Annotated in this window: 19 protein-coding genes and 1 pseudogene; 9 read left to right on the top strand and 11 right to left on the bottom strand. The window is 70.4% G+C overall.

What is annotated here, in order from left to right; genetic code table 11:
* The first annotated feature begins 196 nt into the window (after positions 1-196).
* From EDF32_RS02115 to EDF32_RS02135, 5 genes are all read left to right on the top strand, one after another.
* The gene (locus tag EDF32_RS02115) at positions 197-1,093 is read left to right on the top strand and encodes a hypothetical protein (RefSeq protein ID WP_123306880.1); all 897 of its coding nucleotides are present in this window, start codon (positions 197-199) and stop codon (positions 1,091-1,093) included.
* Positions 1,094-1,654: 561 nt separating this feature from the next.
* Complete coding sequence (locus EDF32_RS02120; protein WP_123306881.1) at positions 1,655-2,986, top strand: glycine betaine/L-proline ABC transporter ATP-binding protein; 1,332 nt, start codon at positions 1,655-1,657, stop codon at positions 2,984-2,986.
* Positions 2,983-3,909 (top strand): proline/glycine betaine ABC transporter permease, encoded by a 927-nt coding sequence (locus tag EDF32_RS02125; RefSeq protein ID WP_123306882.1) that lies wholly within the window; start codon positions 2,983-2,985, stop codon positions 3,907-3,909. The genes EDF32_RS02120 and EDF32_RS02125 overlap by 4 nt, the downstream gene beginning before the upstream one ends.
* Before the next feature lie 65 nt (positions 3,910-3,974).
* A complete protein-coding gene (locus tag EDF32_RS02130) occupies positions 3,975-4,883 on the top strand; it encodes a glycine betaine ABC transporter substrate-binding protein (RefSeq protein WP_123306883.1) in 909 nt (302 codons plus the stop codon).
* A 123-nt stretch (positions 4,884-5,006) separates the two neighbouring features.
* A complete protein-coding gene (locus tag EDF32_RS02135) occupies positions 5,007-6,176 on the top strand; it encodes an acyltransferase (RefSeq protein ID WP_233565628.1) in 1,170 nt (389 codons plus the stop codon).
* Here the strand turns inward: EDF32_RS02135 and EDF32_RS02140 are convergent.
* The 5 genes from EDF32_RS02140 to EDF32_RS02160 all read right to left on the bottom strand — a co-directional run bounded on the left by EDF32_RS02140 (position 6,145) and on the right by EDF32_RS02160 (position 11,873).
* A complete protein-coding gene (locus EDF32_RS02140) occupies positions 6,145-6,987 on the bottom strand; it encodes a glycosyltransferase (RefSeq protein WP_123306885.1) in 843 nt (280 codons plus the stop codon). The two genes, EDF32_RS02135 and EDF32_RS02140, sit on opposite strands and share 32 nt — an antisense overlap.
* A complete protein-coding gene (locus EDF32_RS02145) occupies positions 6,984-7,760 on the bottom strand; it encodes a hypothetical protein (RefSeq protein WP_123306886.1) in 777 nt (258 codons plus the stop codon). Before EDF32_RS02145 ends, EDF32_RS02140 begins: the two co-directional genes overlap by 4 nt.
* Entirely contained in the window at positions 7,760-9,655 is a 1,896-nt protein-coding gene (locus EDF32_RS02150; RefSeq protein ID WP_233565630.1) for a polysaccharide pyruvyl transferase family protein, read from the bottom strand. Before EDF32_RS02150 ends, EDF32_RS02145 begins: the two co-directional genes overlap by 1 nt.
* Entirely contained in the window at positions 9,652-10,797 is a 1,146-nt protein-coding gene (locus EDF32_RS02155; protein WP_123306887.1) for a glycosyltransferase family 2 protein, read from the bottom strand. Before EDF32_RS02155 ends, EDF32_RS02150 begins: the two co-directional genes overlap by 4 nt.
* A gap of 95 nt (positions 10,798-10,892) precedes the next feature.
* Positions 10,893-11,873, bottom strand: coding sequence for a cation diffusion facilitator family transporter (locus EDF32_RS02160; RefSeq protein ID WP_123306888.1), 981 nt, complete (start codon positions 11,871-11,873; stop codon positions 10,893-10,895).
* Between the two features lie 178 nt (positions 11,874-12,051).
* Between EDF32_RS02160 and EDF32_RS02165 the strand changes: the two genes are divergently transcribed.
* Together EDF32_RS02165 and EDF32_RS02170 are read left to right on the top strand one after the other, a co-directional pair.
* Complete coding sequence (locus EDF32_RS02165) at positions 12,052-13,551, top strand: glycosyltransferase (RefSeq protein WP_148061549.1); 1,500 nt, start codon at positions 12,052-12,054, stop codon at positions 13,549-13,551.
* A gap of 80 nt (positions 13,552-13,631) precedes the next feature.
* Positions 13,632-14,867, top strand: a complete 1,236-nt coding sequence (locus EDF32_RS02170) for a CDP-glycerol glycerophosphotransferase family protein (protein ID WP_123306890.1) — start codon at positions 13,632-13,634, stop codon at positions 14,865-14,867.
* Between the two features lie 23 nt (positions 14,868-14,890).
* On the opposite strand, the gene cysN is transcribed toward EDF32_RS02170, so the two are convergent.
* Genes cysN through EDF32_RS02185 form a run of 3 tightly spaced genes read right to left on the bottom strand, consistent with a single transcriptional unit; the run spans position 14,891 to position 17,819 of the window.
* Positions 14,891-16,159: a sulfate adenylyltransferase subunit CysN gene (gene cysN, locus EDF32_RS02175; RefSeq protein ID WP_123306891.1), complete on the bottom strand. Its 1,269-nt coding sequence runs from the start codon at positions 16,157-16,159 to the stop codon at positions 14,891-14,893.
* Positions 16,160-16,161: 2 nt separating this feature from the next.
* Complete coding sequence (cysD, locus tag EDF32_RS02180) at positions 16,162-17,064, bottom strand: sulfate adenylyltransferase subunit CysD (protein WP_123306892.1); 903 nt, start codon at positions 17,062-17,064, stop codon at positions 16,162-16,164.
* Positions 17,061-17,819: an inositol monophosphatase family protein gene (locus EDF32_RS02185; protein WP_370449887.1), complete on the bottom strand. Its 759-nt coding sequence runs from the start codon at positions 17,817-17,819 to the stop codon at positions 17,061-17,063. Before EDF32_RS02185 ends, cysD begins: the two co-directional genes overlap by 4 nt.
* 215 nt (positions 17,820-18,034) lie before the next feature.
* Between EDF32_RS02185 and EDF32_RS02190 the strand changes: the two genes are divergently transcribed.
* Positions 18,035-18,976: a sulfite exporter TauE/SafE family protein gene (locus EDF32_RS02190; RefSeq protein ID WP_123306893.1), complete on the top strand. Its 942-nt coding sequence runs from the start codon at positions 18,035-18,037 to the stop codon at positions 18,974-18,976.
* Positions 18,973-20,274 carry an adenylyl-sulfate kinase gene (gene cysC / locus EDF32_RS02195; RefSeq protein WP_199734793.1) on the top strand — a complete coding sequence of 434 codons (1,302 nt, stop codon included), beginning with the start codon at positions 18,973-18,975 and terminating at the stop codon, positions 20,272-20,274. The genes EDF32_RS02190 and cysC overlap by 4 nt, the downstream gene beginning before the upstream one ends.
* A 504-nt stretch (positions 20,275-20,778) precedes the next feature.
* Here cysC and EDF32_RS14815 read toward each other — a convergent pair.
* The 3 genes and pseudogenes from EDF32_RS14815 to EDF32_RS02215 form a co-directional block, all read right to left on the bottom strand.
* Positions 20,779-20,934 (bottom strand): annotated as a pseudogene (locus tag EDF32_RS14815) (IS5/IS1182 family transposase); the annotation flags it as partial.
* 124 nt (positions 20,935-21,058) lie between these two features.
* Positions 21,059-21,883: a sulfotransferase gene (locus EDF32_RS02210; protein WP_123306894.1), complete on the bottom strand. Its 825-nt coding sequence runs from the start codon at positions 21,881-21,883 to the stop codon at positions 21,059-21,061.
* Between the two features lie 73 nt (positions 21,884-21,956).
* On the bottom strand, positions 21,957-23,117 hold the full coding sequence (locus EDF32_RS02215; protein WP_123306895.1) for a capsule biosynthesis protein CapZ: 1,161 nt from the start codon (positions 23,115-23,117) through the stop codon (positions 21,957-21,959).
* Positions 23,118-23,132 lie beyond the last annotated feature (15 nt).

The raw sequence follows: 23,132 nt of genomic DNA on the forward strand, positions 1-23,132 counted from the left end.
CCGCCACGGGGCCCGATCCGCTCGCGGAACGTCGCGCTCGGCGAGAGGGGCGTCGCCGTCGGCGCAGCGGGGGCGGCCGCCCGGGGCGCCGGCGGGGCGCGTCTCCCGTCGTGCACAGGCACGTCGTCGTGCCCCCCGGTCCCCGGGCCGGGGCAGTCCTTCCCGCGACCGCGCCCGCGGACGGCATCGTCGTCGGATGCGACCACGGACCGACCCCCTCCCCCGTCTCGTCCACCGCGCCGGCGCGGGGGCGCCGAGCGACGGGCGCCTCGCCGGTCCGGGCTTCCTCCCGGTCATGCGCGGCACGCACGTGCCCGCGCCCGTCGACCTCACCTACGAGCTGCGGCTGGTCGCCGCGCGCGAACGCCTGCCCGACGCCGCCGTCTTCAGCGGCCCGTCCGCCCTGTGGATCCACGGCGTCGACCACCTCCGCGCGGACGGGCCGATCGAGGTCTCCTCCCCGCACGGGGCCCGCGTGCGCTCGCGTCCGGGACTGGCGGTCCGGGCACGCAACCTCGCGCCCGACGACGTCGTGGCCGGCCCGTGGGGTCCGGTCACCTCGGTCGCGCGCACGGCCTACGACGTCGGCCGCCACCCGAGCCGGTACCGCAGCGTGCCGGAGCTCGACGCGCTCGCCGCCGCGACGGGGGTCACCGCGGACGACGTCCTGGCCGTCGCCGCCCGCAACCGCGGCGCCCGGTGGATCCGCCAGCTGCCGGCGGCGCTGGACCTGATGGACGGCCGGGCGGAGTCCGTGCGCGAGTCGCAGCTGCGCGTCGTCGCGGAGTCCTACGGGCTGCCCCGGCTCGAGCCGCAGGTTGTCCTGCGCGACGCCGCGGGTACGTTCGTCGCGCGGCTGGACCTCGCATGGCGGCGCCTGCGGGCCGCGCTGGAGTATGACGGCGCGTACCACGACGACCCAGCGCAGTTCGCGAAGGACCGCGCCCGGATCAACCGCATCACGGCCTGCGGCTGGCGGGTGCTCGTCGTCGACCGCCACCTCTTCGCCGACCACGACGCGCTGGAGCGCGCCGTCCGCCACCTGCACGCCCAGGCGGTCGAGGAGGCGGGGCTGCGGGACCGCCGAGGGTGACGCCCGGTCCGCTGACGGTGACGCCCGGTCCGCCGAGGGTGACGTTCCGCGGCGCGAGAGGGCCCGATCCGCTCGCGGAACGTCGCCGTCGGCGAGAGGAACGTCGCCGTCGGCGATGGGGACGTCGCCCTCGGCGGATCCCGCCGGCACACCGGCACACCGGCACACCGGCACGCTCCCCCGGTGGCCCGGGTCACACCGCGACCAGACCATGTGCAGCCCGTCACACCACCCGCGACCCCCGGATGTCACGAAGAGGTAACAATCACAGTCGCCGCATTCCTGCAGCGCACAGCCATTTTTGCCCGCACTGCCCCCCGAGATCGTTCCGATATGGCAAAGGGTTGCCTGGTCAATCGTCGCCATCTGCGGCATGGTGGATCGCTGTTGACGCCGGGCCCCCACGGGTCCCGCATCGGCCGGGACCGGCGTTGCCGCCGCCCCCCGCCCCCGGGACCCGCGTCCCGGACGGTGGCGGGGAGACGCAGCGCGACGACGGTCGGCCGACGCAGCGCGCGTCCCACGACTCATGCACCACGAGACAGAGGTGGCTCAGTTCTGATGACAGCCGTTCGTGTGGAGAACGTCTACAAGGTGTTCGGCCGGCGGCCCAAGGAGGCCGTCCGCCAGATCGAGGCGGGCAAGACCCGCGACGAGGTCAAGGACCTCGGCACCGCCGCGGTGATCGACGCGTCGTTCGACGTGGCCGAGGGCGAGATCTTCGTCGTCATGGGCCTGTCGGGCTCGGGCAAGTCGACGCTGATCCGGATGCTCAACGGCCTGTGGAAGCCCACGTCGGGCCACGTCCGCATCGGCGACGACGACCTGTCGGAGGTCGACGCGAAGACCCTGCGTGCCCTGCGCCGCAAGCGCGTGTCGATGGTCTTCCAGCACTTCGCGCTCCTGCCGCACCGCACGGTGCTCGACAACGCCGCCTACCCGCTGGAGATCCAGGGCGTCGGCCGCGAGGAGCGGCGCGCCAAGGCGCAGGAGGCGCTGGACCTCGTCGGCCTCTCCGGCTGGCAGGACTCCCTGCCCTCCCAGCTCTCGGGCGGCATGCGCCAGCGCGTCGGGCTCGCCCGCGCCCTGGCCGCCGACACCGACATCCTGCTGATGGACGAGGCGTTCTCCGCGCTCGACCCGCTGATCCGGCGCGAGATGCAGGAGCAGCTCCTCGAGCTCCAGTCGACGCTCGGCAAGACGATCATCTTCATCACCCACGACCTCAACGAGGCCATGCACCTGGGCGACCGGATCGCCGTCATGCGCGACGGGCGGATCGTCCAGATCGGCACGTCCGAGGAGATCCTCACGGACCCGGCGAACGACTACGTGGCGCAGTTCATCGCCGACGTCGACCGCACCCGCGTGCTGACCGCCTCCTCGGTGATGCAGAAGCCCCGCGCCCTGGTCTCCCTCGGCGGCGGCCCGCGCGTGGCGAGCCGCGAGATGCGCGAGGCGCAGGTCCCGGCGGCCTACGTCGTCGACCGCTCCCGCACGCTGCGCGGCGTCATCCGCGACGACGACGCGGTGCGCGCCACGAAGGAGGGCAAGGAGTCGCTGGAGGGCTACTACTCGAGCGAGTACACGGCCGTCTCCGCGGACACCCCGCTCGCCGAGCTGTTCGCGCCGTCCGCGGAGTCGACGCTGCCGATGGCGGTCGTCGACGACAACGGCAAGCTCGTCGGCGTCGTGCCCCGCGTGACGCTGCTCGAGGCGATGGTCCCGCCCGAGGTCCCCGACGCGTCCGTCGGCGACATCGTCGCCGGCGACACCGCGGCCGCGGAGCACGAGGCCGAGGAGAACGAGGCCGAGGAGAACGAGGCCGGCGCCACCACCACGGGGGCCGCGCTCCCGGACGACGAGACCACGACGGAAGGAGTCCGGTCATGAGCATCGCCACCATCGCCTCGCTCAGCAGCGCCGGCACCACCACCGCCGCGAGCGACACCGGCACGATCGTTCCGCGCCTGCCCTTCGGCGACTGGGTCGCCTCGTTCGTCGACTGGGCCACCGACGCCTGGGCCCCGTTCTTCGACTTCGTCAAGGCCGTCCTCGAGGGGGCGTACGACGGCGTGGCGTGGGTCTTCGAGACCCCGTCGTTCGTCGTCATCGCCTTCGTTCTCGCAGTGATCGGGTACTTCGCGAGCGGCGTGCGCCTCGCTGTCGGGACGGCGGTCGGCCTCGTGGTCATCGCCGGGCTCGACCAGTGGGACCACTCGATGGAGACGCTCTCCCTCGTGATCCTCGCGTCCCTGATCGCCCTGCTGATCGGCATCCCGCTCGGCGTCTGGGCGGCGCGCAACGACAACGTCTCGCGAGCCGTGCGCCCCGTGCTCGACTTCATGCAGACGATGCCGGCGTTCGTCTACCTCATCCCGACGGTCGTCATCTTCCTCACCGGCGTGGTGCCGGGGATCGTCGCGACGGTCGTCTTCGCCGCCGCCCCCGGCGTCCGGTTCACGGAGCTGGGCATCCGCGGCGTCGACAAGGAGGTCGTCGAGGCCGGGCACGCCTTCGGCTCGACGAGCCGGCGCATCCTGCGCCAGATCCAGATCCCGCTCGCGATGCCGACGATCATGGCCGGCGTGAACCAGGTCATCATGCTCGCCCTGTCGATGGTGGTCGTCGCCGGCCTCGTCGGCGGCGGGGGCCTGGGTGGCGACGTCGTCGCCGGCCTGTCCCAGGTGGACGTGGCGCTCGGCTTCGAGGCCGGCCTGAGCGTGGTCATCATCGCGATGTTCCTCGACCGGGTGACCTCCGCGCTCGCCGACCGCTCGCCGGTCGCCCGCGCGCTGGCCGCGTCGAACGCCTGAGCGCGCCCACCCCCGACGCACGCTTCATCACCCCGGCGGACACCTCCGCCGAAGGAAGGAATGACATGGTCAGCCCCAGGACGCGCACCTACGCGCGCCGCACGCTCGCCATCGGCACCGCACTGATCCTCGTCGTCGGACTCGTCATCGGCTCCCGGTCGTCGGACGGCGGCGGCTCGGGCGCCAAGGACGAGAAGATCGCCATCGGCGTCCCCACCGGCTGGGACGAGGGCATCGCCGCGTCGTACCTGTGGGCCACGATGCTCGAGGACCAGGGCTACGACGTCGAGACGCAGGACGCCGACCTCGGCGTCATCTTCACCGGCCTCGCGGGCGGCGGCTACGACCTGTACTTCGACACGTGGCTGCCGACGACCCACAAGGCCTACATCGACAAGTACGGCGACGACATCGTCGACCTCGGCACCTGGTACGACCAGGCCAAGCTCACCATCGCGGTGAACGAGGACTCGCCCGCAAAGACCATCGGGGACCTCAAGACGATGGGCGACGAGTACGGCAACAAGCTCGTCGGGATCGAGGCCGGCGCCGGCGAGACGGGCGTCATCAAGAACGACGTCCTGCCCGGCTACGGCCTGGACAACATCGACTTCCCAGCGTCGTCGACCTCGGCCATGCTCGCCTCGCTCAAGGGCGCGACGGACAAGGGCGAGAACATCGCCGTCGAGATGTGGCGCCCGCACTGGGCGTACGACGCCTTCCCGATCCGCGACCTGAAGGACCCCAAGGGCCTGATGGGCAAGACGGAGAAGATCCACACCTACGGCGACAAGACCTTCGCGAAGGACCACCCCGACCTCGTCGGGCCGCTGAAGAAGTTCCGGATGTCCGACGACCAGCTCTTCTCGCTGGAGAACCTGCTGACGAACGACTATCAGGACGACAAGGAGGCGGGCGTGCAGAAGTGGCTGAAGGCCAACCCCGACTTCGAGTCGAGCATCTTCGGCAGCTGACCGGCCGAGCGCGCCGACGGAGCCCGGTCCCTCCCGAGGAACCGGGCTCCGTCGCGTCCCGGGCTCGGAAGCGGTCCGGGGGTGAATTTTCGCGACGCGCCGCCATCATCTACGTTGGAACGGATGACATCCGCTATGCAGGCACCTCCCGCGCCCGGTCGGACGACGTCGAAGGCCCCGCTCCCGGAGGTCTCGCCCGACCTGCCCCCGCCGTCCGCCCCGGTCCCGGGCGCAGGCCGGCCCCGGCTGCACGCCCTCGACGGCCTGCGCTTCGTCGCCGCGTCCGCGGTGCTGCTGTACCACTTCACCGGCACGGGCCAGGACTACTGGGGCGGGACGCCGTCGACCGCCTTCCCGAACGTCAACGAGGTGAGCCGCTACGGGTTCCTCGGCGTCGAGGTGTTCTTCGTGATCAGCGGCTTCGCGATCCTCCTGACGGCGTACGACCGCCCGCTGCGGGGCTTCGTCGCCTCGCGCGTGGGCCGGCTCTTCCCCGCCTACTGGGTGGCGATCGGCCTCACGGTGCTGCTGCAGGCGGTGTGGTCCGGCGGCCGCGCGCCCAGCGCCCTGGACACCGTGCTCAACCTGACGATGATGCAGGACCCGTTCGGCGCGACGAGCGTGCAGGTCGTGTTCTGGACGCTGCTCGTCGAGCTGAAGTTCTACCTGCTCATGGGCCTCCTCGTCGCCGTGGGCGTGACGCGCGAGCGCGTGATCGGCCTCGCGGTGCTGTGGCCGCTGCTGGGCCAGCTCGCCAAGGACTCGGGCTCCGACCTCGTGACCACCCTGCTCGTGCCCGACTACGCGCCGTACTTCGCCGTCGGGATGCTGCTCTACCTGGTGGTTCGCGACGGCAACGACGCCGCCGTGTGGCTCGGGATCGGGCTGAACCTCCTGCTGTGCGTGCGCCTGCTCACGCGCTACTCCGTGCACGCCAGCGACATCACGGGCGAGCCGGTCCGCGCAGGCGTCTGCGTCGCCGTCTTCCTGGCGATGGCCGCGCTGGTGTGGTGCGTGACGGCGGGGCCGCTCGCCCACCTGTCGTGGCGGTGGCTGACGACGCTCGGCGCGCTGACCTACCCGCTCTACCTGGTGCACAGCCAGCTCGGGTACGCCGTGATCGACGAGCTGCACGACGTGGTCCCCGGGCGGCTCGTGCTGGTGATCGCCACGGCGCTCTCCGTCGCGCTCGCGTGGCTGATCCACCGCTGCGTCGAGCGCCCGTTCGGGCCGCGGCTGCGCGCCGCGGTGGACCGCGGGCTCAGCCGGCGGACGGCGACCGCGCCGGCCTGAGCGGCTGCGCGCGGGTGCCGTCGCGCACCAGCGCCCACCACGCCGCGGGGCCGCCCAGCCGCCGCGCGGCCCGGGTCGCGAACGCCACGCGCGCCGCGGGCGCCCACCGCCCGAACACCTCGTTGAGCACCACGGCCCGCGCCGCCACGTCCGCCCCGCCCCAGCGCGACCCGGAGCTCTCGGCGGGGTGCACCGCGTACGTGAGGGGGACGGCGTCGGCGCGTAGTCCCGCCCGCAGCAGCGCGGCGACGAACAGGTACTCGTCGCCCAGGTGGTGACGGGCCCCCGCGCCGAACCGCTCGTCGAAGCGCAGGCCCGCGGCGCGGACCTGGGCGACATCGACGAGCATCTCGTAGGTCGCAGCCTTGGCGGAGGTCAGCAGCGTCAGCCGCCGCGCGGTGCGCGCGTAGCGCTTGCGCAGCCTCCCGTCCGGGTCGGTCGCCCGGCCGAGCGCCAGGGCGGCGCCCGTCCGGCGCAGGTGGTCGACGCCGGCCCGCACCCCGGCGAGGTCGATCGTCACGTCGTCGTCGCAGAAGAGCAGGTACCGCCGCCCCGCGTGCTCGATCGCGGCGTTGCGGCTGCAGGCGACGCCCAGGCCGGGGACGACGACGGTGCGCGCGCCGGGCGGGCCGGGCACCGTCGTCGGCCCCGGGTGCCCGTCCTCCTGCACGCAGACCAGCAGCTCGACCTCTCCCCCGTCGCCCGGGCCGGCGAGAGCCGAGCGGGCGGGGACCGCGCCGTCGGGCGCCCGGATCGCGGACGCGCGCGAGGCGAGCGTCGACCACCCGAGGGTCAGGCCGTCGCGGGTCATCTCGCGCCCCGCCGGGCCGACGCGCGCGCGAAGCGCATCATGCCGCCGGACAGCGCCCCGAGCTGGCCGAACGCGATGCGCAGCGCGAGGAAGAAGACGATGGCGTCGGCCGTGGCGACCTGGTGGTCCAGCGCGCGCCAGAGAACGGTCACCAGGACCACCACCATGCCGGCGCTCGCGAGCGCCGCGCCCGTCTCCGCCGTGCGGATCCGGGTCCCGACCCGCTGCCCGACGGCGACGGTCCCCGGCCGGCTGCCCATGCTCACGTACCCGAGCTGGAGCCCGAGCTGGCGCGAGTACATCAGCGCCACGCCGGCCAGGACGGCGCCGCTGACCGCGAGCGCGACCGCCCCGGTGACCACGTCGAGGTAGACGAACAGCAGCCCGAACGCGACGATCTGCACGAGGTTGACGAGCACGCCGGACAGGTCGAACGCGAGCGCCCAGTCCCAGCTCTCCTGCGCGGGGCTGCGCCCGTGGGCCTGCTGGTCGAACCGGCGGCGGAAGACCCGCACGCGCACGAACCGCACGAGGTGGTGCACGCCGCGGGCGACCCCGAACGCGACGAAGAAGATCACTCCGTCGCGCACCACCCCGCCCGGGTCGGTCTCGAACCGGTCGGGCCCGGAGACGATCAGGTGCGAGAAGAGCCGGATCACGAGCATCTCGGCGACGGGCACCGCGGCCATGACGAGGATCAGCCCGCCCACCTGCGCGCGGCTCGTGGGCGTCGCGAACAGGCGGGCGAACGTCCGCCACAGGTCACGGAACATCAGGCCCCGTCGACCGCCGCCCGGTAGGCCGCGACGCCGCCGGCCACGGCCTGCTCGATCTCGTCGAGCTTGTCGTCGCCGATGCGGTCGTCGGTGAGCATCGACGCGACCGGCACCATGCGCAGGTCGCGCGGGACGGTGATCGGCTCGTGGACGCGGTCGAGGCCGACCCCGAGCGAGTAGTCGCGGTACTTGATGCCGGTGCCGTGCACGCTCGACTCCATGCCCTCGAAGGTGACGAGCACGCACGGGATGCCGTAGCTGTGGCAGGCGATCATCACGTGCATGGCGCTGGTGACGACGGCGTCGTACGTCGCGAGCTGCTCGACGAGGTCGCGGACGGCGGTCGGGTGCGAGCGCAGGACGCTCAGCTCGTCCATCGACTCGGGCAGCGTGAGCGGGACGCCGATGTGCGTGAAGTGGCGCACCAGGGCGGTGCGCCCGTTGGTCTCGCCGCGCTCCACGGGGATCGCGCGGCGCAGCAGGGCGCCCGGGTCGCCGAACGACCCGACCGCCGGGCCGCCGCTCTTCTCGAGCAGCGCAGCCGTGACCGGACCGCGCACGGAGAGATAGGTGGCGGACGGCTCGAGCTCGATCTCGTCGCTGCTGATGCCGGTGCCGACCACGATCGAGTCGGGGCGCACGAACCGCCCGATGGAACCCACCGAGATCAGGTGCGGCTGCGAGGACCGGGCCGTGGGCGACTGGTAGAGCACGGAGCGCTCGGCCTGCGCGGCCAGCACCAGCGGGCTGAGCCAGTCGCCGAAGTTCCCGGGGAACGGGCGCGCCCACCACGCCAGGCGCAGCGGGTCCTGCCCCGGGTCGATGGTCGCGAAGTGCGCGAACGACCCCGCCGCCGTGTAGGCGGCGACCTCGGCGCGGTCCGGCACGCTGGCCGAGGCGATGCGGTGGTAGGCGCCCTCCATCCGCTCGAGGTCCCCCGCCTGTCCGGCGGCGACCATCTCGCGCACGATGCGCACGCGGTGCGGCGAGCCGCCGGGGCGGGCGATGCCGCTCAGCGCGTCGGCGCCGCCCCCCGTGAGCGCGTGCGTGACGCCGATCCGGTCGACCGTGCGGCGTACGGGGTTCGACACCCCGGCGGGCAGGGCCCGCTCCACGGACTTGGCGACGCGCAGGGCGCTGCGCCGGCCGCGGGTCCACACGGACGCCGAGCGGCGCTCGCCCACCTGGCCGTGCTGGGTCACGCGGCCCTTGAAGTCGTCGACGTTCCCGCTGGAGCCGAACGTGAAGAACGGCTCGACGCCGGCCTCGGCGCCCGCCGCGCGCGACGTGACGGCGGCCGAGGGGATGACCTGGAACGTCAGGCTCGCGGCGTTGGCGCGCCAGGACTCCTCGAAGAAGTAGTCGTCGGTCGCCTTGATCGACGCGGTGCGCTCGAGCCGGGCGGCGTCCGCGATCCAGCGCCGGGCCGCGGCGGTGGGCGCCACGCCGAAGAAGCAGGGCTCCCAGAACCGGGTGCGGTTCGCGTACCCGATGGTCAGCGGCGAGGAGAAGCCGCGCTGAAAACCGATGAGGTCCGCGGTCGAGCGGCGCACGTAGCCCGGCAGGGAGTGCAGGCCGCAGTCGACGTCGATCCAGAAGACCGTCGAGTCGGGGTGCGCCTCGCAGACGCGGGCGAGGAAGCCGACCTTGCGGCGGCAGATGTCGGCCCAGTCCTGGCCCTCGAGCGCGACGACCTCCTCGAGCTCGTAGGCGATCCCGAGGCGCTCGAGATTGCCGCGCAGCTCGTCGGCGAAGGCACGGTAGTAGGAGTCGGCCGTGTAGAAGGAGCAGACGACGACGTCGGTCGGCGGCTCGGTCGGCAGGTCCTGCGGCACGGTCGCCGTGGCCGGCTCCTCGAGCCGGACGAGATCGGTCAGGTTCTGGATGGTCATCGGTTGTCCCACTCGGTGTCGAGGATGGTCAGGTCGCGACGGCGGTCGACGCCGCCGAAGTAGACGAAGGGCGCGTCGGCGTAGGTCGGCACGCGGGGCCGGTCGCCGGGGCGCACGCGGGGCAGCGACTCGCGCACGCCGCCGCGCAGGAAGCCGATCCCCCACGCCATGTGCATCGTGGCGAGGACGCCGGGCAGGCACAGGCGCGCACCGCCCGAGAGCCCGCGGCCGGCGAGCGCGACCGCGACGACGAGCAGCACGAGGTACGCGGCCGGCAGGAGCAGAAAGGCGCTGAGGGTGTCTCCCCCGACGGCGAGCCCGAGGACGCCGAGGAGCAGCCCGAGGGCGCAGCCGAGCACGGCGGCCGGCGGGGCGAGGTAGCGGGCGCTGAGCGTGCCGCGGTGGCGCTGGGCGACGTCGCGGCGCCAGCGGCCCGAGCCGTGGAACTGGCGGGCGAGGGCGGGCCACGTGCTGCGCGGGCGGTACCCGACGCGCAGGGACGGGTCGAACCACACGACGTGCCCGGCGTGGCGCAGGCGGTGGTTGAGCTCCCAGTCCTGGGCGCGCAGGTACGTCTCGTCGTAGCCGCCGACCTCGACGAGGGCGTCGCGCCGGAACGCGCCCAGGTAGACCGAGCGCGAGGGTCCCTCGTGCCCGCCGGTGTGGAAGCCGACGGGGCCGATGCCGAACCGGCTGCTCATGGCCCGGGCGACGGCGCTCTGCAGGGCACCGTCGCCGAGCGGCACCATGACGCCGCCGACGTTCGCGGCGCCGGTGCGGAGCATCGTCGCGACCGTGCGGGCGACGTAGTCCGGCGCCACGATGCTGTGCCCGTCGACGCGCACCAGGAGGTCGTGCCGCGCCGCGGCGATCGCGGCGTTCAGGCCCGACGGCGTCGCGCCGCTCGGGTTCGCGACGACCGTCAGTGCGGGGTGCGCCATCGCGGCCGCGGCGGCGATCTCGGCCGTCCGGTCCGACGACGGCCCCACCGCGAGGACGACCTCGTACGGTCCCGCGTAGTCCTGGGCGAGGAGACGCTCCAGGCACTCGGCGAGGTGGGTCTCCTCGTTGCGTACCGCGAGGAAGACGGAGACGCCGGGGGCGTCGCCGCTCGGCTCAGGGACGTTCGGGTGGTCGGGCACGGTGCGACCGTAGGGCCGCGGGCGGGCCGTTCAGGCGCGTTTCGCGCTCCGGGGGCGAGTGTTCACCGAGCGTTCGGCGGCGGTTGCCGGGCGGGTCAACCGGCCGACGGGCTACCGCCGCCGGTCGGGGTACCGCCGCCGGTGGCGGCGTCACCGGTCCGGGCGACGGCCCGGCGCAGGTCCGGCTCGAGATACATCCGCAGCGTCAGGGGCACGGCGGCACGGGCGCGGACCTCGGCCGCGTCGATGGCCTCGGCGATCTGCACGGCGTCCTCGGCGGCGTCGACCTCGATCTTCGCCGCCACGAGCAGCTCCTCGGGGCCGAGGTGCATGGTCTTGAGGTGGATGACCGACGCCACCCCCGGCCCCACGAGCGCCTGCTCGATCGCGGCGACGTGCGCCTTGGTCGCGGACTCCCCCAGCAGGAGCGACTTGGTCTCGATCGCGAGCACGATCGCGATGAGGACCAGCAGGACGCCGATGCCGGCGGTCCCGGCGGCGTCCCAGCGACCGTCGTCGGTCACGAGCGTCATGCCCACGCCGCCGAGCGCCAGCACGAGCCCGACCAGCGCGCCGGAGTCCTCGAGCAGCACCACCGGCAGCTCGGGTGCCTTCGCCGTACGGATGAACGAGACCCACGACTGCGAGCCGCGCGTCACGTTCGACTCCTTCATCGCCGTGCGGAAGGACGAGCCCTCCATGACGATGGCGGCGAGCAGGACGACGACGGGCACCCACTGCCAGGAGTCGATCGGTTCCGGGTGCTCCCACTTGTGGAACGCCTCGTACAGCGCGAACAGGCCGCCGACCGTGAACAGCACGATCGAGACGATGAACGCGTAGACGTAGCGCTCGCGGCCGTACCCGAAGGGATGACTCGCGTCGGCCTCCCGGCGCGCGCGCTTGCCGCCGAGCAGGAGCAGGCCCTGGTTCCCGGAGTCCGCGAGGGAGTGCACCGCCTCGGCGAGCATCGAGGAGGCGCCCGTCAGCAGGAACGCGAGGAACTTGGTGATCGCGATGCCGACGTTCGCGGCGAGGGCCGCGAAGATCGCCTTGTTGCTGCCGTGCGATGACATGCGTGCTCCTGTGGTCCTCGAAAACGATCGGTCAGCGGGTCTGGCAGAAGGGCCAGGCCCGTCGAGCACGGGCCCTGACGCCGGACATGATCTCGGGTACCGATCCGTGGCCGAGGCTCAAGACGAGGGTATCGACTACCAGCCCGACGATCGCCGCGGAACCTCGACCGACTAGCCTGTGACCCGGCGCACGGATCCGGGTACTCCGGCCGGCGGACGACCCCGGTCCAGGAGGAACATGCGGCAGAACGGTGCGTTGGAGAGCGTGGGCGGACATCTCAGGCGCGCGGGTGTCGGGCTAGCCCGGGTAGCGAGCCAGGGAAGCACCGGCCCCGTCTACGTCGCCACCTTTCGGCTGCCCGAGTCGTTCGGCGGAGTCACCCACGCGATGCTGCAGCACACCCGCATGTTCGCTCGAACCACCTCAGGTCCGGTCGCTCTCCTGACGTTCGAGCACGGGCTGGACGTCTCCGAACGCCGGCGCCAGCTGCGCTCCGCGGGCCTTCTCGATTCGCGCACCGAGCTGCGAAACCTCTGGGCAGAGCTTCGCGAGGCGCCCCGTGCACCCTGGGCCAAGGGACACGTACTGCCCGACCTGCCTCCGGTCCCGGCTCACCATGCGGCGACCACCGAGAGAGCCGGCGACGGATCGACGGTGACCTACGAGGACACAGCAGGTGTCGTCGCGCGCGACCACCTACGCGCTGACGGGACGGTCGTCGTTCGTGACGTACTCGAGAACGGTCGACGCGTCTCCTTCTCCTACGCGGACCGGGAGGGAAGCGTGCGCGAGGTCCGTGGCCTCCGGAGGCTCCGTCGACTCTGGCTCGATCACGTGGTGCAAGCCCCAGCAACACTCGTCGTGGAGTCCAAGGGTCTCCTCACGGCAGTCGGGATGACGCACCCGCCCGGGGTCCGCAAGATCTTCGTCGTCCACGGTTCCCACCTGCTCGCGGGGGCGGCCGACGCCCACGGCCCGCTCGATCCGAAACGGTCGTCGTTCGTCGACCACCTCGACGACTTCGACCGCATCGTGTTCCTCACCCACGCCCAGCTCCGGGACGTCGGTTCCCGATATGGCCACCGGAAGAGCTTCACCGTGCTCCCGAACGCCCGTGACACCACGCGCGTCCGAGCCGAGCGCGATCGCCGACGCGGTGTCGTGGTCGCCCGGCTCGTCGCCGCGAAAGGAGTCGATGCCGCGATGCGTGCGACCGGCACCGCCGCTCGGGACGCCGGGCACCACCTGTTGCTCGATATCCTCGGCGACGGCCCCCAGCGCAGTTCCCTGGAACAGGTCGCGCACACGCTCGACCACGTCGACGTCCGCATGCTCGGGCACGTCACGGACGTACCACGCCGCTTCGCGAGCGCGTCGTTCTCCGTCCTCGCCAGCTCGACCGAGGGTCACCCGCTCGTGCTCGTCGAGTCGATGGCGCAGGGCTGCGTTCCCATCGCGTACGACGTCCGGTACGGGCCCTCGGAGATCATCGAGGACGGGATCAGCGGCTTTCTCGTCCCGTCGGGTGATGAGTCCGCCCTGGCCCGCGCGATCGCCTGCATCGTGGCGATGGAGCCTCAACGTCTCGAGTCGATGCGCGCCGCGGCCCGACGCCGCGCCGACGCGTTCTCCGAGCGCGTCGTCCGACGCAGGTGGCGGGACCTGGTCCGCAACTGACCCATGCCCGGGCTCTGACACTGGTTCTCGCGCTACGATCGGCCTCGCCCGTCCGACGACAGAAGACTGAGAGACCGACCGTGCCCGCGATCCGCGACGTCCAGACGCTCTACCGATCGGGTCTCGCGGCGCAGCGGCGCCGGAAGGCTCGCGCCCGCTGGATCGCGCACGAAGCGGCACGCGGGGCGCTCCCCGCGGACAGGTTCGAAGCCGTCCTCTACTTCGCGGACTCGGAGGTCAACCTCTACCAGCTCCGTCAGTGGTACGAGCCGATGCGGCACCTGGCCGAGCAGCACCCGGTAGCCGTCGTCGCGCGCAATGTCGTCACCGCCGACCTCCTGAGCGCCGAATGCCCGCTCCCGGTTGTGCACAAGCAGACCGTTGCGGAGATCGAGGAGTGGCTCGGCACCCAGCGCGTCAGCATCGTGTTCTACGTCAATCAGAACACGCGCAACTTCCAGATGATGCGGTTCCGGGACCCGGCGCACGTGTTCATCAGCCACGGCGAGTCCGACAAGGACTACATGGCCTCGAACCAGCTCAAGGCCTACGACTACACGTTCGTCGCGGGCGACGCCGCGGTCGAGCGCATCTCGAAGCGGCTGATCGACTTCGACGCGGAGAAGAGACTGGTGAAGATCGGCCGTCCGCAGGTCGACGTCGACTACTACGGCCCCACCCTGCCCGACGACGGCAGGACCGTCATCCTCTATGCGCCGACCTGGGAGGGTGACCGGCCGAGCATGACGTACTCGTCGCTCGGGTCCCACGCCGGCCCCATGCTCGACGCGCTGATCGCGACCGGCACGCACCGGATCGTCTACCGCCCGCACCCCCGGACCGGTGCATACGACCCGGCGTACAAGGTCTTGCACCAGGCAATCGTGCGCAAGCTCGATACCGCCAATGCGGCCGATCCCGCCGCACACCACATGGTGGACACAGAGACGGCGTTCGGCTGGCACCTCAAGGCGGCAGACGCGTGCGTCTGCGACATCTCGGCGGTCGCGTTCGACTGGCTGGCGACGGGCAAGCCGCTGCTGCTCACCGAACCGGCGTCACCGGAGGCGGAGGTGGACCGCAGCGGGCTGGTCGGAATGATCGAGACGTTCAGGGCGTCCGATGCCGCGAACGTCGTCGAACTCATCCGGTCAAGACCCGCGGCGATGGGCGGGTGGACCTACGACGCCATCGTGAAGCACTACTTCGGTGCCAGCAGTCCAGGCGGCGCCATAGCCGCCTTCACCGCTGCGGCCACGCGAGTGATCTCGCGGCGCCACACGTCGATGCCCGCGATCCAGTCCCCGGGCGACTGAACCTCAGGCGCACGACCTCTCGATCAGACGACGTGCGGGAGCGCGCCGACCATTCCCGCTGCGACGGTCTTGTTCGTGCTCTCGTCCACCAGGATGAACGAACCCGTTTGCGAGTTCTGCTGGTAGGAGTCCACAAACAGAGGCTGAGTGACCCGCATCTGGACGCGGCCGATCTCGTTGAGCGCGATCTCGGGCGCGCTCTCGTCCCGGTGCAGGGTGTTGACGTCAACGCGATAGTTGATCTGCCTGACGACCACGCGTGCCCAACGCGTCGTGTGCTTGATCGCGTACCGCTTCCCCGGCATGAGGCTCGCGGTCTCGTCCATCCAGCAGATCTGGGCATCGAGGTCCTGCACCGCTGCCGGTGTGTTGTTCGGCCGGCAGATCATGTCGCCGCGCGAGACGTCGATCTCGTCCTCGAGCCGGACCGTGACCGCCATGGGCGGGAAGGCCTCGTCCACCGGTCCGTCGGCAGTCTCGATCGAGGCGATCGTGGTCTCGAGGCCGGACGGGAGCGCGACCACGCGATCCCCCGGCTTGAGCACACCGCTCGCGACGGTGCCGGCGTAGCCGCGATAGTCGTGGAACTCGTGCTGCTGCGGGCGGATCACGCACTGGACCGGAAAGCGCACATCGACAAGGTTCCGATCGCTCGCGACGTGCAGCCGCTCGAGGTGGCTGAGCAGAGGCGCACCGTCGAACCACGGCATGTTCTCGCTGCGGTTGACCACGTTGTCCCCGGCGAGCGCGGAGATCGGGATGAAGGTCAGGTCCCGCACGCGCAATCGCGCGGCGAACTCGGTGAACTCCGTGCGGATGTCCTCGAAGACCTGCTCGTCATAGTCGACGAGGTCCATCTTGTTGACGCACACCACCACATGCGGGACGCCGAGGAGGCTGGCGAGGAAGGTGTGCCGCCGGCTCTGCTCCAGGACGCCCTTGCGCGCGTCGACCAAGATCAGGGCCACGTCTGCCGTCGAGGCACCGGTGACCATGTTCCGCGTGTACTGGATGTGACCCGGCGTGTCCGCGATGATGAACTTGCGCTTCGGCGTCGCGAAGTAGCGGTAGGCCACGTCGATCGTGATGCCCTGCTCGCGCTCGGCACGCAGGCCGTCGGTGAGAAGCGCGAGGTCGGTGTAGTCGTTGCCGCGCTCCTTGGACACGCGCTCGACCGAGTCGAGCTGGTCCTCGAAGATCGTCTTGGAGTCGAACAGCAGTCGCCCGATCAGCGTGCTCTTGCCGTCGTCGACAGAGCCGGCTGTGGCGAACCGGAGCAGGTCGGTGGTCATCTCTAGAAGTAGCCCTCTCGCTTGCGATCTTCCATCGCAGCCTCGCTGACCCTGTCGTCGCCGCGGGTCGCTCCACGCTCGGTAATCCGGACCGCCGCGGTCTCCTCGACGATGAGCTCTAGCGACGACGCCTCCGACTCGACCGCTGCCGTGAGGTTTGCGTCTCCGATCGTGCGGTATCGGACCGAGCGGACCTCGGACTGCTCGCCGTCCCTGAGCGGGGTGAACTCGTTGACGGCGAAGAGCATCCCACCGCGGTCGACGACCTCCCGCTCGGCGCCAAGGTACAGCTCGGGGATCTCGATCTGCTCGGCGGCGATATATGTCCAGATGTCGAGCTCGGTCCAGTTCGAGAGTGGAAAGACCCGGATGCTCTCACCCTGGTGGACGCGCCCGTTGTAGAGGTTCCAGATCTCGGGACGCTGGTTCTTCGGGTCCCACTGGCCGAAGTCGTCGCGGAAGGAGAAGACACGTTCCTTCGCGCGAGCCTTCTCCTCGTCACGACGCCCTCCGCCGAAGAGAGCGGTGAACCCGTTCTTCTCGACGGCGTCGAGGAGCACTGGAGTCTGGATGCGGTTGCGGGAGCCGTTCGGCTCCTCCCGGACGAGGCCGCGGTCGATCGCCTCCTGCACGGAGGCAACGACGAGCTGGAGCCCCAGGCGTTCGACCCATCGGTCACGGCACGTGAGCACCTCGGGGAAGTTCAGCCCCGTGTCGATGTGCATGATCGGGAACGGAACCCGAGCAGGGGCGAACGCCTTCGCCGCCAAGTGCAGCATGACGATCGAGTCCTTGCCGCCCGAGAACAGGAGGCACGGGCTCTGCATCTCAGCGACGACCTCGCGGAAGATGTGGATGCTCTCCGCCTCGAGCGAGCGCAACTGGCTCAGGACGCGGTTGTTCACGAGTGGGAACCTCCCCTATCGACGACCCCGACGGACGCGAGCAGGTCACGCACCCGATCCGCGAGGAAAGGATCGCACACGAACAGATCCGGCAGCCACGGGCTCTCACGGTTGTACTCGAGCGCGCTCCCGTCGAGTCGTGTGCACACCAGACCGGCGGCCCGGGCGACCGCGACCGGGGCTGCGGAGTCCCACTCGTACTGACCACCGCCGTGGATGTACACGTCGGTGGTGCCGTCGACGACGGACAGCACCTTCACACCGGCGGAACCCATCGGGACGAGCACTACGTCGTCGCGCTCCGCGAGCGCGCCGACGAATGCGGGCGGCCGGCTCCGGCTCGCGGCGACCCGCAACGGTCGAACATCGTCGAGCACCTCGGCGGAGCCGCACTGGGTGACGCGGTGCGTGCTCGCCGTGCTCTGGGCGATCCCGCGCGCAGGCAGCGCGACTGCCCCGTCGCCCAGTCCACGGCCTCTCTGCCACAGAGCGACGTGCACCGCGAAGTCGTCCCGCCACGACCCGTCGGCGTTCCGCTCGGCGAACTCACGGGTCCCGTCTAACGGGTCGATGATCCAGACGCGGTCCGCACCGAGCCGGGCAGGGTCGTCAGCGGCTTCCTCGGAGAGCACCGCGTCCGACGGTCGACTCGAGGCGAGCGCCAGCGCGAGCCAGGTCTGGGCAGCGCGGTCCCCCGCGTCCTTGAGGACCCTGACGTCGAGGTCGGAGGTCTCGTGCTCGCTGCGCAAGGACATCAGCACGCGACCGGCACCCTCAGCGAGTGCGACTGCTAGCGCACTGTCCGACATGGCGCCGAGACCCGTCGGATCGTCGGTCATCGTCCGCCAACTCCTTGCGATCGTTCGGGCCTCAGCCACGCGTCAGACCTTCCTGGGACTGGGTCGAAGCCGCAGGCGCGACGTCGAGGCTAGCATTCTCGGGTGCTCAACCATCCGACCGGAGGGCCACGATGGACCTCCCCCTGACGCTCGGCGGCCTCGTCGTCGGCTTCGTCGTCGGCATGACCGGCATGGGCGGCGGCGCGCTGATGACGCCGATGCTCATCTTCGTCTTCAAGGTCGACCCGCTCACGGCAGTCTCCAGCGACGTCGTCGCCAGTCTGTTCATGAAGCCTGCTGGTGCGTTCGTCCACCTGCGCCGTGGCACGGCAAACCTCCGGCTCGTCCTGTGGCTGTGCGTGGGTTCCGTGCCGGCCGCCTTCGTCGGCTCCTTCGTGATCGGAGCGCTCGGCGACGACGTCTCCGGGCTGGTTCAGAAGCTTCTCGGCGCTGCCCTCCTCGTGGCATCCGCAGGGCTCGTCACACGCGCCATCCTGGGGATGACGCAGCGCCGCACCCCAGCCGGCGAGGGCCCTGCGGCACCTCGCTCCCCCGAAATCGTCGTGCGTCCGATCCCGACCGCGGTGCTCGGCGCCGTGGCCGGGCTTCTCGTCGGCATGACCTCCGTCGGCGCAGGATCGGTCATCATCATCGTGCTGCTGATGATGTACCCGGCGCTAAAGGCCTCGGAGCTCGTCGGCACCGACCTCGTCCAAGCCGTGCCTCTCGTCGCAGCAGCGTCTCTCGGCCACCTCCTGTATGGAGACTTCGATCCCGGCCTGACCCTCTGGCTCCTCGTCGGCGCAGTCCCCGGTGCGTGGATCGGCGCTCAGGTGTCGAGTCGCGCACCAGGGGGGATCATCCGTCGCGCCTTGGCGATCCTGCTGCTGGCGTCGGGTCTGAAGCTCCTCGGTGCTCCTCTGGTCGTCGTGCTCGGCGCCGCGGTCGCCGCACTGGTGCTCGGCAACCTTCTGTGGATCACCGTTCGCCGTCGCCTGGCACGTGCGGACGCGGCGCCGAGCTCCAGACCCGTAGAAATCCGAACAAGCCCGAAGGGTCGAACCGACCAGTGAACCCGACCCGCGACGTCCCGCACCCTGTTCGCGCCCTCGACGAGGACGAGCTCGACCGCCTCGAGCTCTCGCTCGGCGGTGGCCTCGCGCCTCCTGCGTTGCCTGAGGGCACGGACCGTCTCACATTGACCGATCGGGAGAACACCCCGCTGGCAGTCGTGGAACGGACGCCGGACGGTGTACGGCTGACCGCTCAGCGTCAGTTCGCGCGGGGCACGGGTCCGGCCTCGGACGACAGGTTTCGCCGACCACCAACGGCGGTCCGGGGGACCCTTCCGGCCGATCATGAGATCGTCGCCGCAGTCGTCCGCACGCTTCCCACACGTGCGGACGTGAGGCTCGCGGTCCACTCCGCGTCGCGCGTCCGGGTCCATATGCTCCTGCTGGTGCCAGTACGGCGGCGCGCGACCGGCGGGCCGGGTGCCGACGCGCTGATTCGCGCCACGCAAGGACTCGCCGCCGAGATCACCGAACAGGTTCCCGGTACGTCGTGGGAGATCGTCGCTGTCCCCTGGTCGGAGGACGGGCCGATACCCGACGACGTCGCATTCGCATACGGCGCGGAAGACGTCGTCGACCTCGAGGGACGCCGCAGCGACGTAGAGCGCACCGCCGCAGCGTCTCTCGCGTCCCGCCGACAGGCGCTCACCGACAAGCTCTACCCGTCCTACTCCGCCGTGGAGCTCGGCGTGGCGCAGCGTGCGGACGGCGCCGTCATCCTCCTGACCGGGCTGTCCGGCTCCGGAAAGTCCACGATCGCCCGCGCCCTCGTCGCGCGGCTCGGGCAGGAGGGGCGCAACTCGACGCTTCTCGACGGCGACGAGGTCCGCCATCACCTCTCGCGCGGACTGGGATTCGACCGGCGGTCGAGAGAGTTGAATGTCGAACGCATCGGCTATGTCGCGTCCCTGATCGCGAAGCACGGCGGCGTCGCAGTCGCGGCCCCCATCGCGCCATTCGCCTCAGGTCGTGCGGCTGTCCGCAGCCTGGCTGAGACGTACGGCCGCTTCCTCCTCGTGCATGTCAGCACCCCGCTCGACGTCTGCGAGCAGCGAGACCGCAAGGGGCTCTACGCGCGAGCGCGATCTGGCGAGATTCCGGACTTCACCGGGATCTCGTCTCCGTACGAGACCCCGGACGACGCTGACGTCGCCGTCGACTCGACCGACCGATCGATCGACGAGACCGTCGACCTGATCATCAAGGCGCTGAGCATGCCAGCTAGTTTGGAGCCCTCGGCACGTCGATCGGGAGCGCACGTCGGCAAGGGCGGGTCGCTCGAGGCGGATGAGAGATAAAGGGCGGGTTGTTTCACATCTACGTGTGGTTCGATCTGCCGAGCTCAACGATGCACCTAATACGCACGGAGCACTTGTAGACGGCGTTGTGCGCCTGGTGTTCCTTGTCGGTGCGTGCCCCGCTCGAACTGGACGGGACGGCCGCAATCGCGGCCGCGGGGGACTACGTCAGACAGGCCGCCAAGTGTATTCGGAATATGACCGATTCGTTGCGAGCGGCCGGCGCATAGCTGCGGGATGTCGTGAGCTCCCGAGGCTCGCGTCCGCGTACCGGTCGGACCTCGCGCAGTGTGCAATGTCGCCCACGATGCGTTCGGCGATCACCACATGCCCAGCACGCTATTAGACGTCACCGTTGTGGGTTATGGAGATCAGGTGGTCGAGATCAAAACGGGTGCGGCGATCTCCGACTGAACCGTCTCGAAGCTGCTCGACAGCCAATGGAGCGTCATGACGAGGCAAAGTCTGGACAACTGCCCTGGAGGCCGCGGGAACGCGAGGGAACGGCCGGCCCTTTCCATCCCAGTGCAGATGGATTTTGGTCGTCAGCCCGCCGCTGGAACGGCCGACCGCGTGACCAGGCGGCTCATCATCGATTTTCTTGCGGTTCGACGGGGCCTCTGGGGACCCGGGCAGGGCAACGCCATGCTGATCTGCGCGCGATGGTGGAGTCGATCGAGCCGACCCGGCCCGAGTCTCCGCACGGCTGCGCCAAAGCCTGCGTCGTCTCCAGCGCCCGCGCCCTCCCCGCCCAGCTCGGGCCAACATGGAGTAGCAACACGGCCTAGTACGAGTGGCGGACCGCCATGACCTGCTTGACGCTCTCGACATCGAACTCCTCGCCCAGCCACTCGAACATCGCACGCAAGCTTGCGGGATCGGCGATGTATTCGTCGTAGTGCACACGGAAGGCTCGATCTCCCAGCACCTTGCACATCGCATCCAGCTTGGCCTCGTACTCGCCCAGCTTCTCCAGCGCCTGCGGGTCCTTGGCCCACCACTTGCTCTGCGCGACCACCTCGTGCTCGCGCGTGTTGACGACAAATCGCGCCCCGGGGAACACGGAGACGACGAATGCCAGGTACTCCTGGTAGTCCGGCGTGAACCACCGGATCTCCTTGTATCCAACGACGCGCGCGTCCAGCGGCGGGTGGATCACGGTGGCCAGCGCCAACCCCTGCAGCTGCTCTCGCGCGGCCGGGTCGTCGTAGAGATCGATGCCGTAGTAGGGGTGAGACGAGGCCAGCTCCGTGCTCCGACGCTGCTTGTTCGAGTTAAATCTCATCCGCTCCCGAAACTCATACAGCCCGCGAAGTGCGTCGCCGTTCTCACCGCGGATCGCATACCCCGGGATCGAGTTCAGAATTCCCTGGAGCAGCGTGGAGCCCGAACGGCCGTAGGTCACGATGAAGAGGTAGCCAAGGCCGGCGGGCGCCTCGCCCGCGCGCGTGCCGAGCTGAGCCAAGAGCTCGTCTCGCTCTCTCCTCGCGCGCTTCAGCCTCCGCCTCGACTTGTCCAGCTCGGCACGCAACGAGTCGCGCTCGTCCACGAGCGATCGCAGCCGCGGGGAGGCTCCCAGCAGGAGTTCGCGCAACTTCTCTGACGCCACAGTTCTCTACTCACAATCCACTAGACCGTTCGAATTTCTTCAGCGGTGGCGCACGGGCGGGACCGCCGACAAATCATGCACTACGCCGCCGGCGCGCGACCGCGTCGCGGATATCGAGGTCGGCGACGAGCCTTTCCGGATCGACGACGGCGGCCTTGCGGCGATATTTCCAGTCGGTGTTCACGCCCTTGAAGTGCCGGTGCAAGATCTCTGGATCCACGTCGAGCTGGAGAGGATTGAGGCTGTGAACGCGCCATTGGACGCTGCCGGGGAGCCGGCGAGGGTCGATGCACCACTTCTTCGTCGTCGCCTTCAGAGTCGGGTCGTAATGGAAATAGTCCGCGAAGGACGGAACCCCCTCGACAGCCTCTTCCGAGGCCTTCTCGATCCAACGCCCCTGGAACACGACCGCCCCATAGCGGGCTTCACTGGCGTGCGCGTAGACCGCTCGACCGTCCGCGGTCAGGACCAGCTCATCGATGTCGACGCTCAACACGCCCGATGCGCGCGCAAGGTACCTGCGCCGGGCGTGCTCGAGCACCGAGTACTGGCAGTAGTCGGAGTCCCAACGCACCGCAGGCCCTCCCCCTGGCCCGTAGGGGAAGTTCCACGGGACAACGACGACGACCTCGATGCCCGGCACCCGGGACAACGTCGAGAGGATGTCCTCCGGCGTGTACGCATCGGACCCGTTGTCGTAGAAGAGCACCGCTGACGTTCCGTGCTCCCGGGCGTAATACTCCGCCCACTCCTCCACCCACAACAGGTCGTTGTTCTTCGACAACGTGACCAGGACGCGGTGTCCCGCGAAAAGCTCCTGCCCCGACTCTTGCACCACGAGCGTCGCTCGACCCAGCGGGCCCTCGACCTGGATCTCGCGCGTTCGCCGTGGGACGAGACGTCGATGGCCCTCACCGGTCGGAACGAGATGGGACTCCTGCGTGCGGCCACGATCGTAGAAGGTTGGCAAGAGCTCTCCGCCGGGCCCGTTCCACCGCCATGTGCTCGCGCCCAGTCCCTTGGCCAAATTTCGCGTCGGCGGCCCCGCGAGGCCCACGACTCCACCCTCGTCGAAGACGTCGTAGAAGAGGGTGCTCGCGTCGTAGGCGTCCTCGTACCCGTCCTGGCGAAGCTCCGGAGGGCGAGGCGACGAACGCCGGATCGGCGCATCGGCTGGCAAGACCCATGAACTGAGCTGGGCGACATGCCGGTTGCTGGTGCTCTTCGATGACACTTCGGTTCCTTCCTG

Origin of the sequence: Cellulomonas sp. PhB143, from assembly GCF_003752595.1 — a bacterium.
GTDB lineage: Bacteria > Actinomycetota > Actinomycetes > Actinomycetales > Cellulomonadaceae > Paraoerskovia.

Coding starts and splice junctions, on each gene's coding strand:
- EDF32_RS02190 (WP_123306893.1), top strand. CDS start 18,035: ATGGACCTCCCCCTGACGCTCGGCGGCCTCGTCGTCGGCTTCGTCGTC.
- EDF32_RS02145 (WP_123306886.1), bottom strand. CDS start 7,760: ATGTTCCGTGACCTGTGGCGGACGTTCGCCCGCCTGTTCGCGACGCCC.
- EDF32_RS02140 (WP_123306885.1), bottom strand. CDS start 6,987: ATGACCCGCGACGGCCTGACCCTCGGGTGGTCGACGCTCGCCTCGCGC.
- EDF32_RS02125 (WP_123306882.1), top strand. CDS start 2,983: ATGAGCATCGCCACCATCGCCTCGCTCAGCAGCGCCGGCACCACCACC.
- cysN (WP_123306891.1), bottom strand. CDS start 16,159: ATGACCACCGACCTGCTCCGGTTCGCCACAGCCGGCTCTGTCGACGAC.
- EDF32_RS02150 (WP_233565630.1), bottom strand. CDS start 9,655: ATGACCATCCAGAACCTGACCGATCTCGTCCGGCTCGAGGAGCCGGCC.
- EDF32_RS02135 (WP_233565628.1), top strand. CDS start 5,007: ATGACATCCGCTATGCAGGCACCTCCCGCGCCCGGTCGGACGACGTCG.
- EDF32_RS02185 (WP_370449887.1), bottom strand. CDS start 17,819: ATGTCCTTGCGCAGCGAGCACGAGACCTCCGACCTCGACGTCAGGGTC.
- EDF32_RS02130 (WP_123306883.1), top strand. CDS start 3,975: ATGGTCAGCCCCAGGACGCGCACCTACGCGCGCCGCACGCTCGCCATC.
- EDF32_RS02160 (WP_123306888.1), bottom strand. CDS start 11,873: ATGTCATCGCACGGCAGCAACAAGGCGATCTTCGCGGCCCTCGCCGCG.
- EDF32_RS02115 (WP_123306880.1), top strand. CDS start 197: ATGCGACCACGGACCGACCCCCTCCCCCGTCTCGTCCACCGCGCCGGC.
- EDF32_RS02120 (WP_123306881.1), top strand. CDS start 1,655: ATGACAGCCGTTCGTGTGGAGAACGTCTACAAGGTGTTCGGCCGGCGG.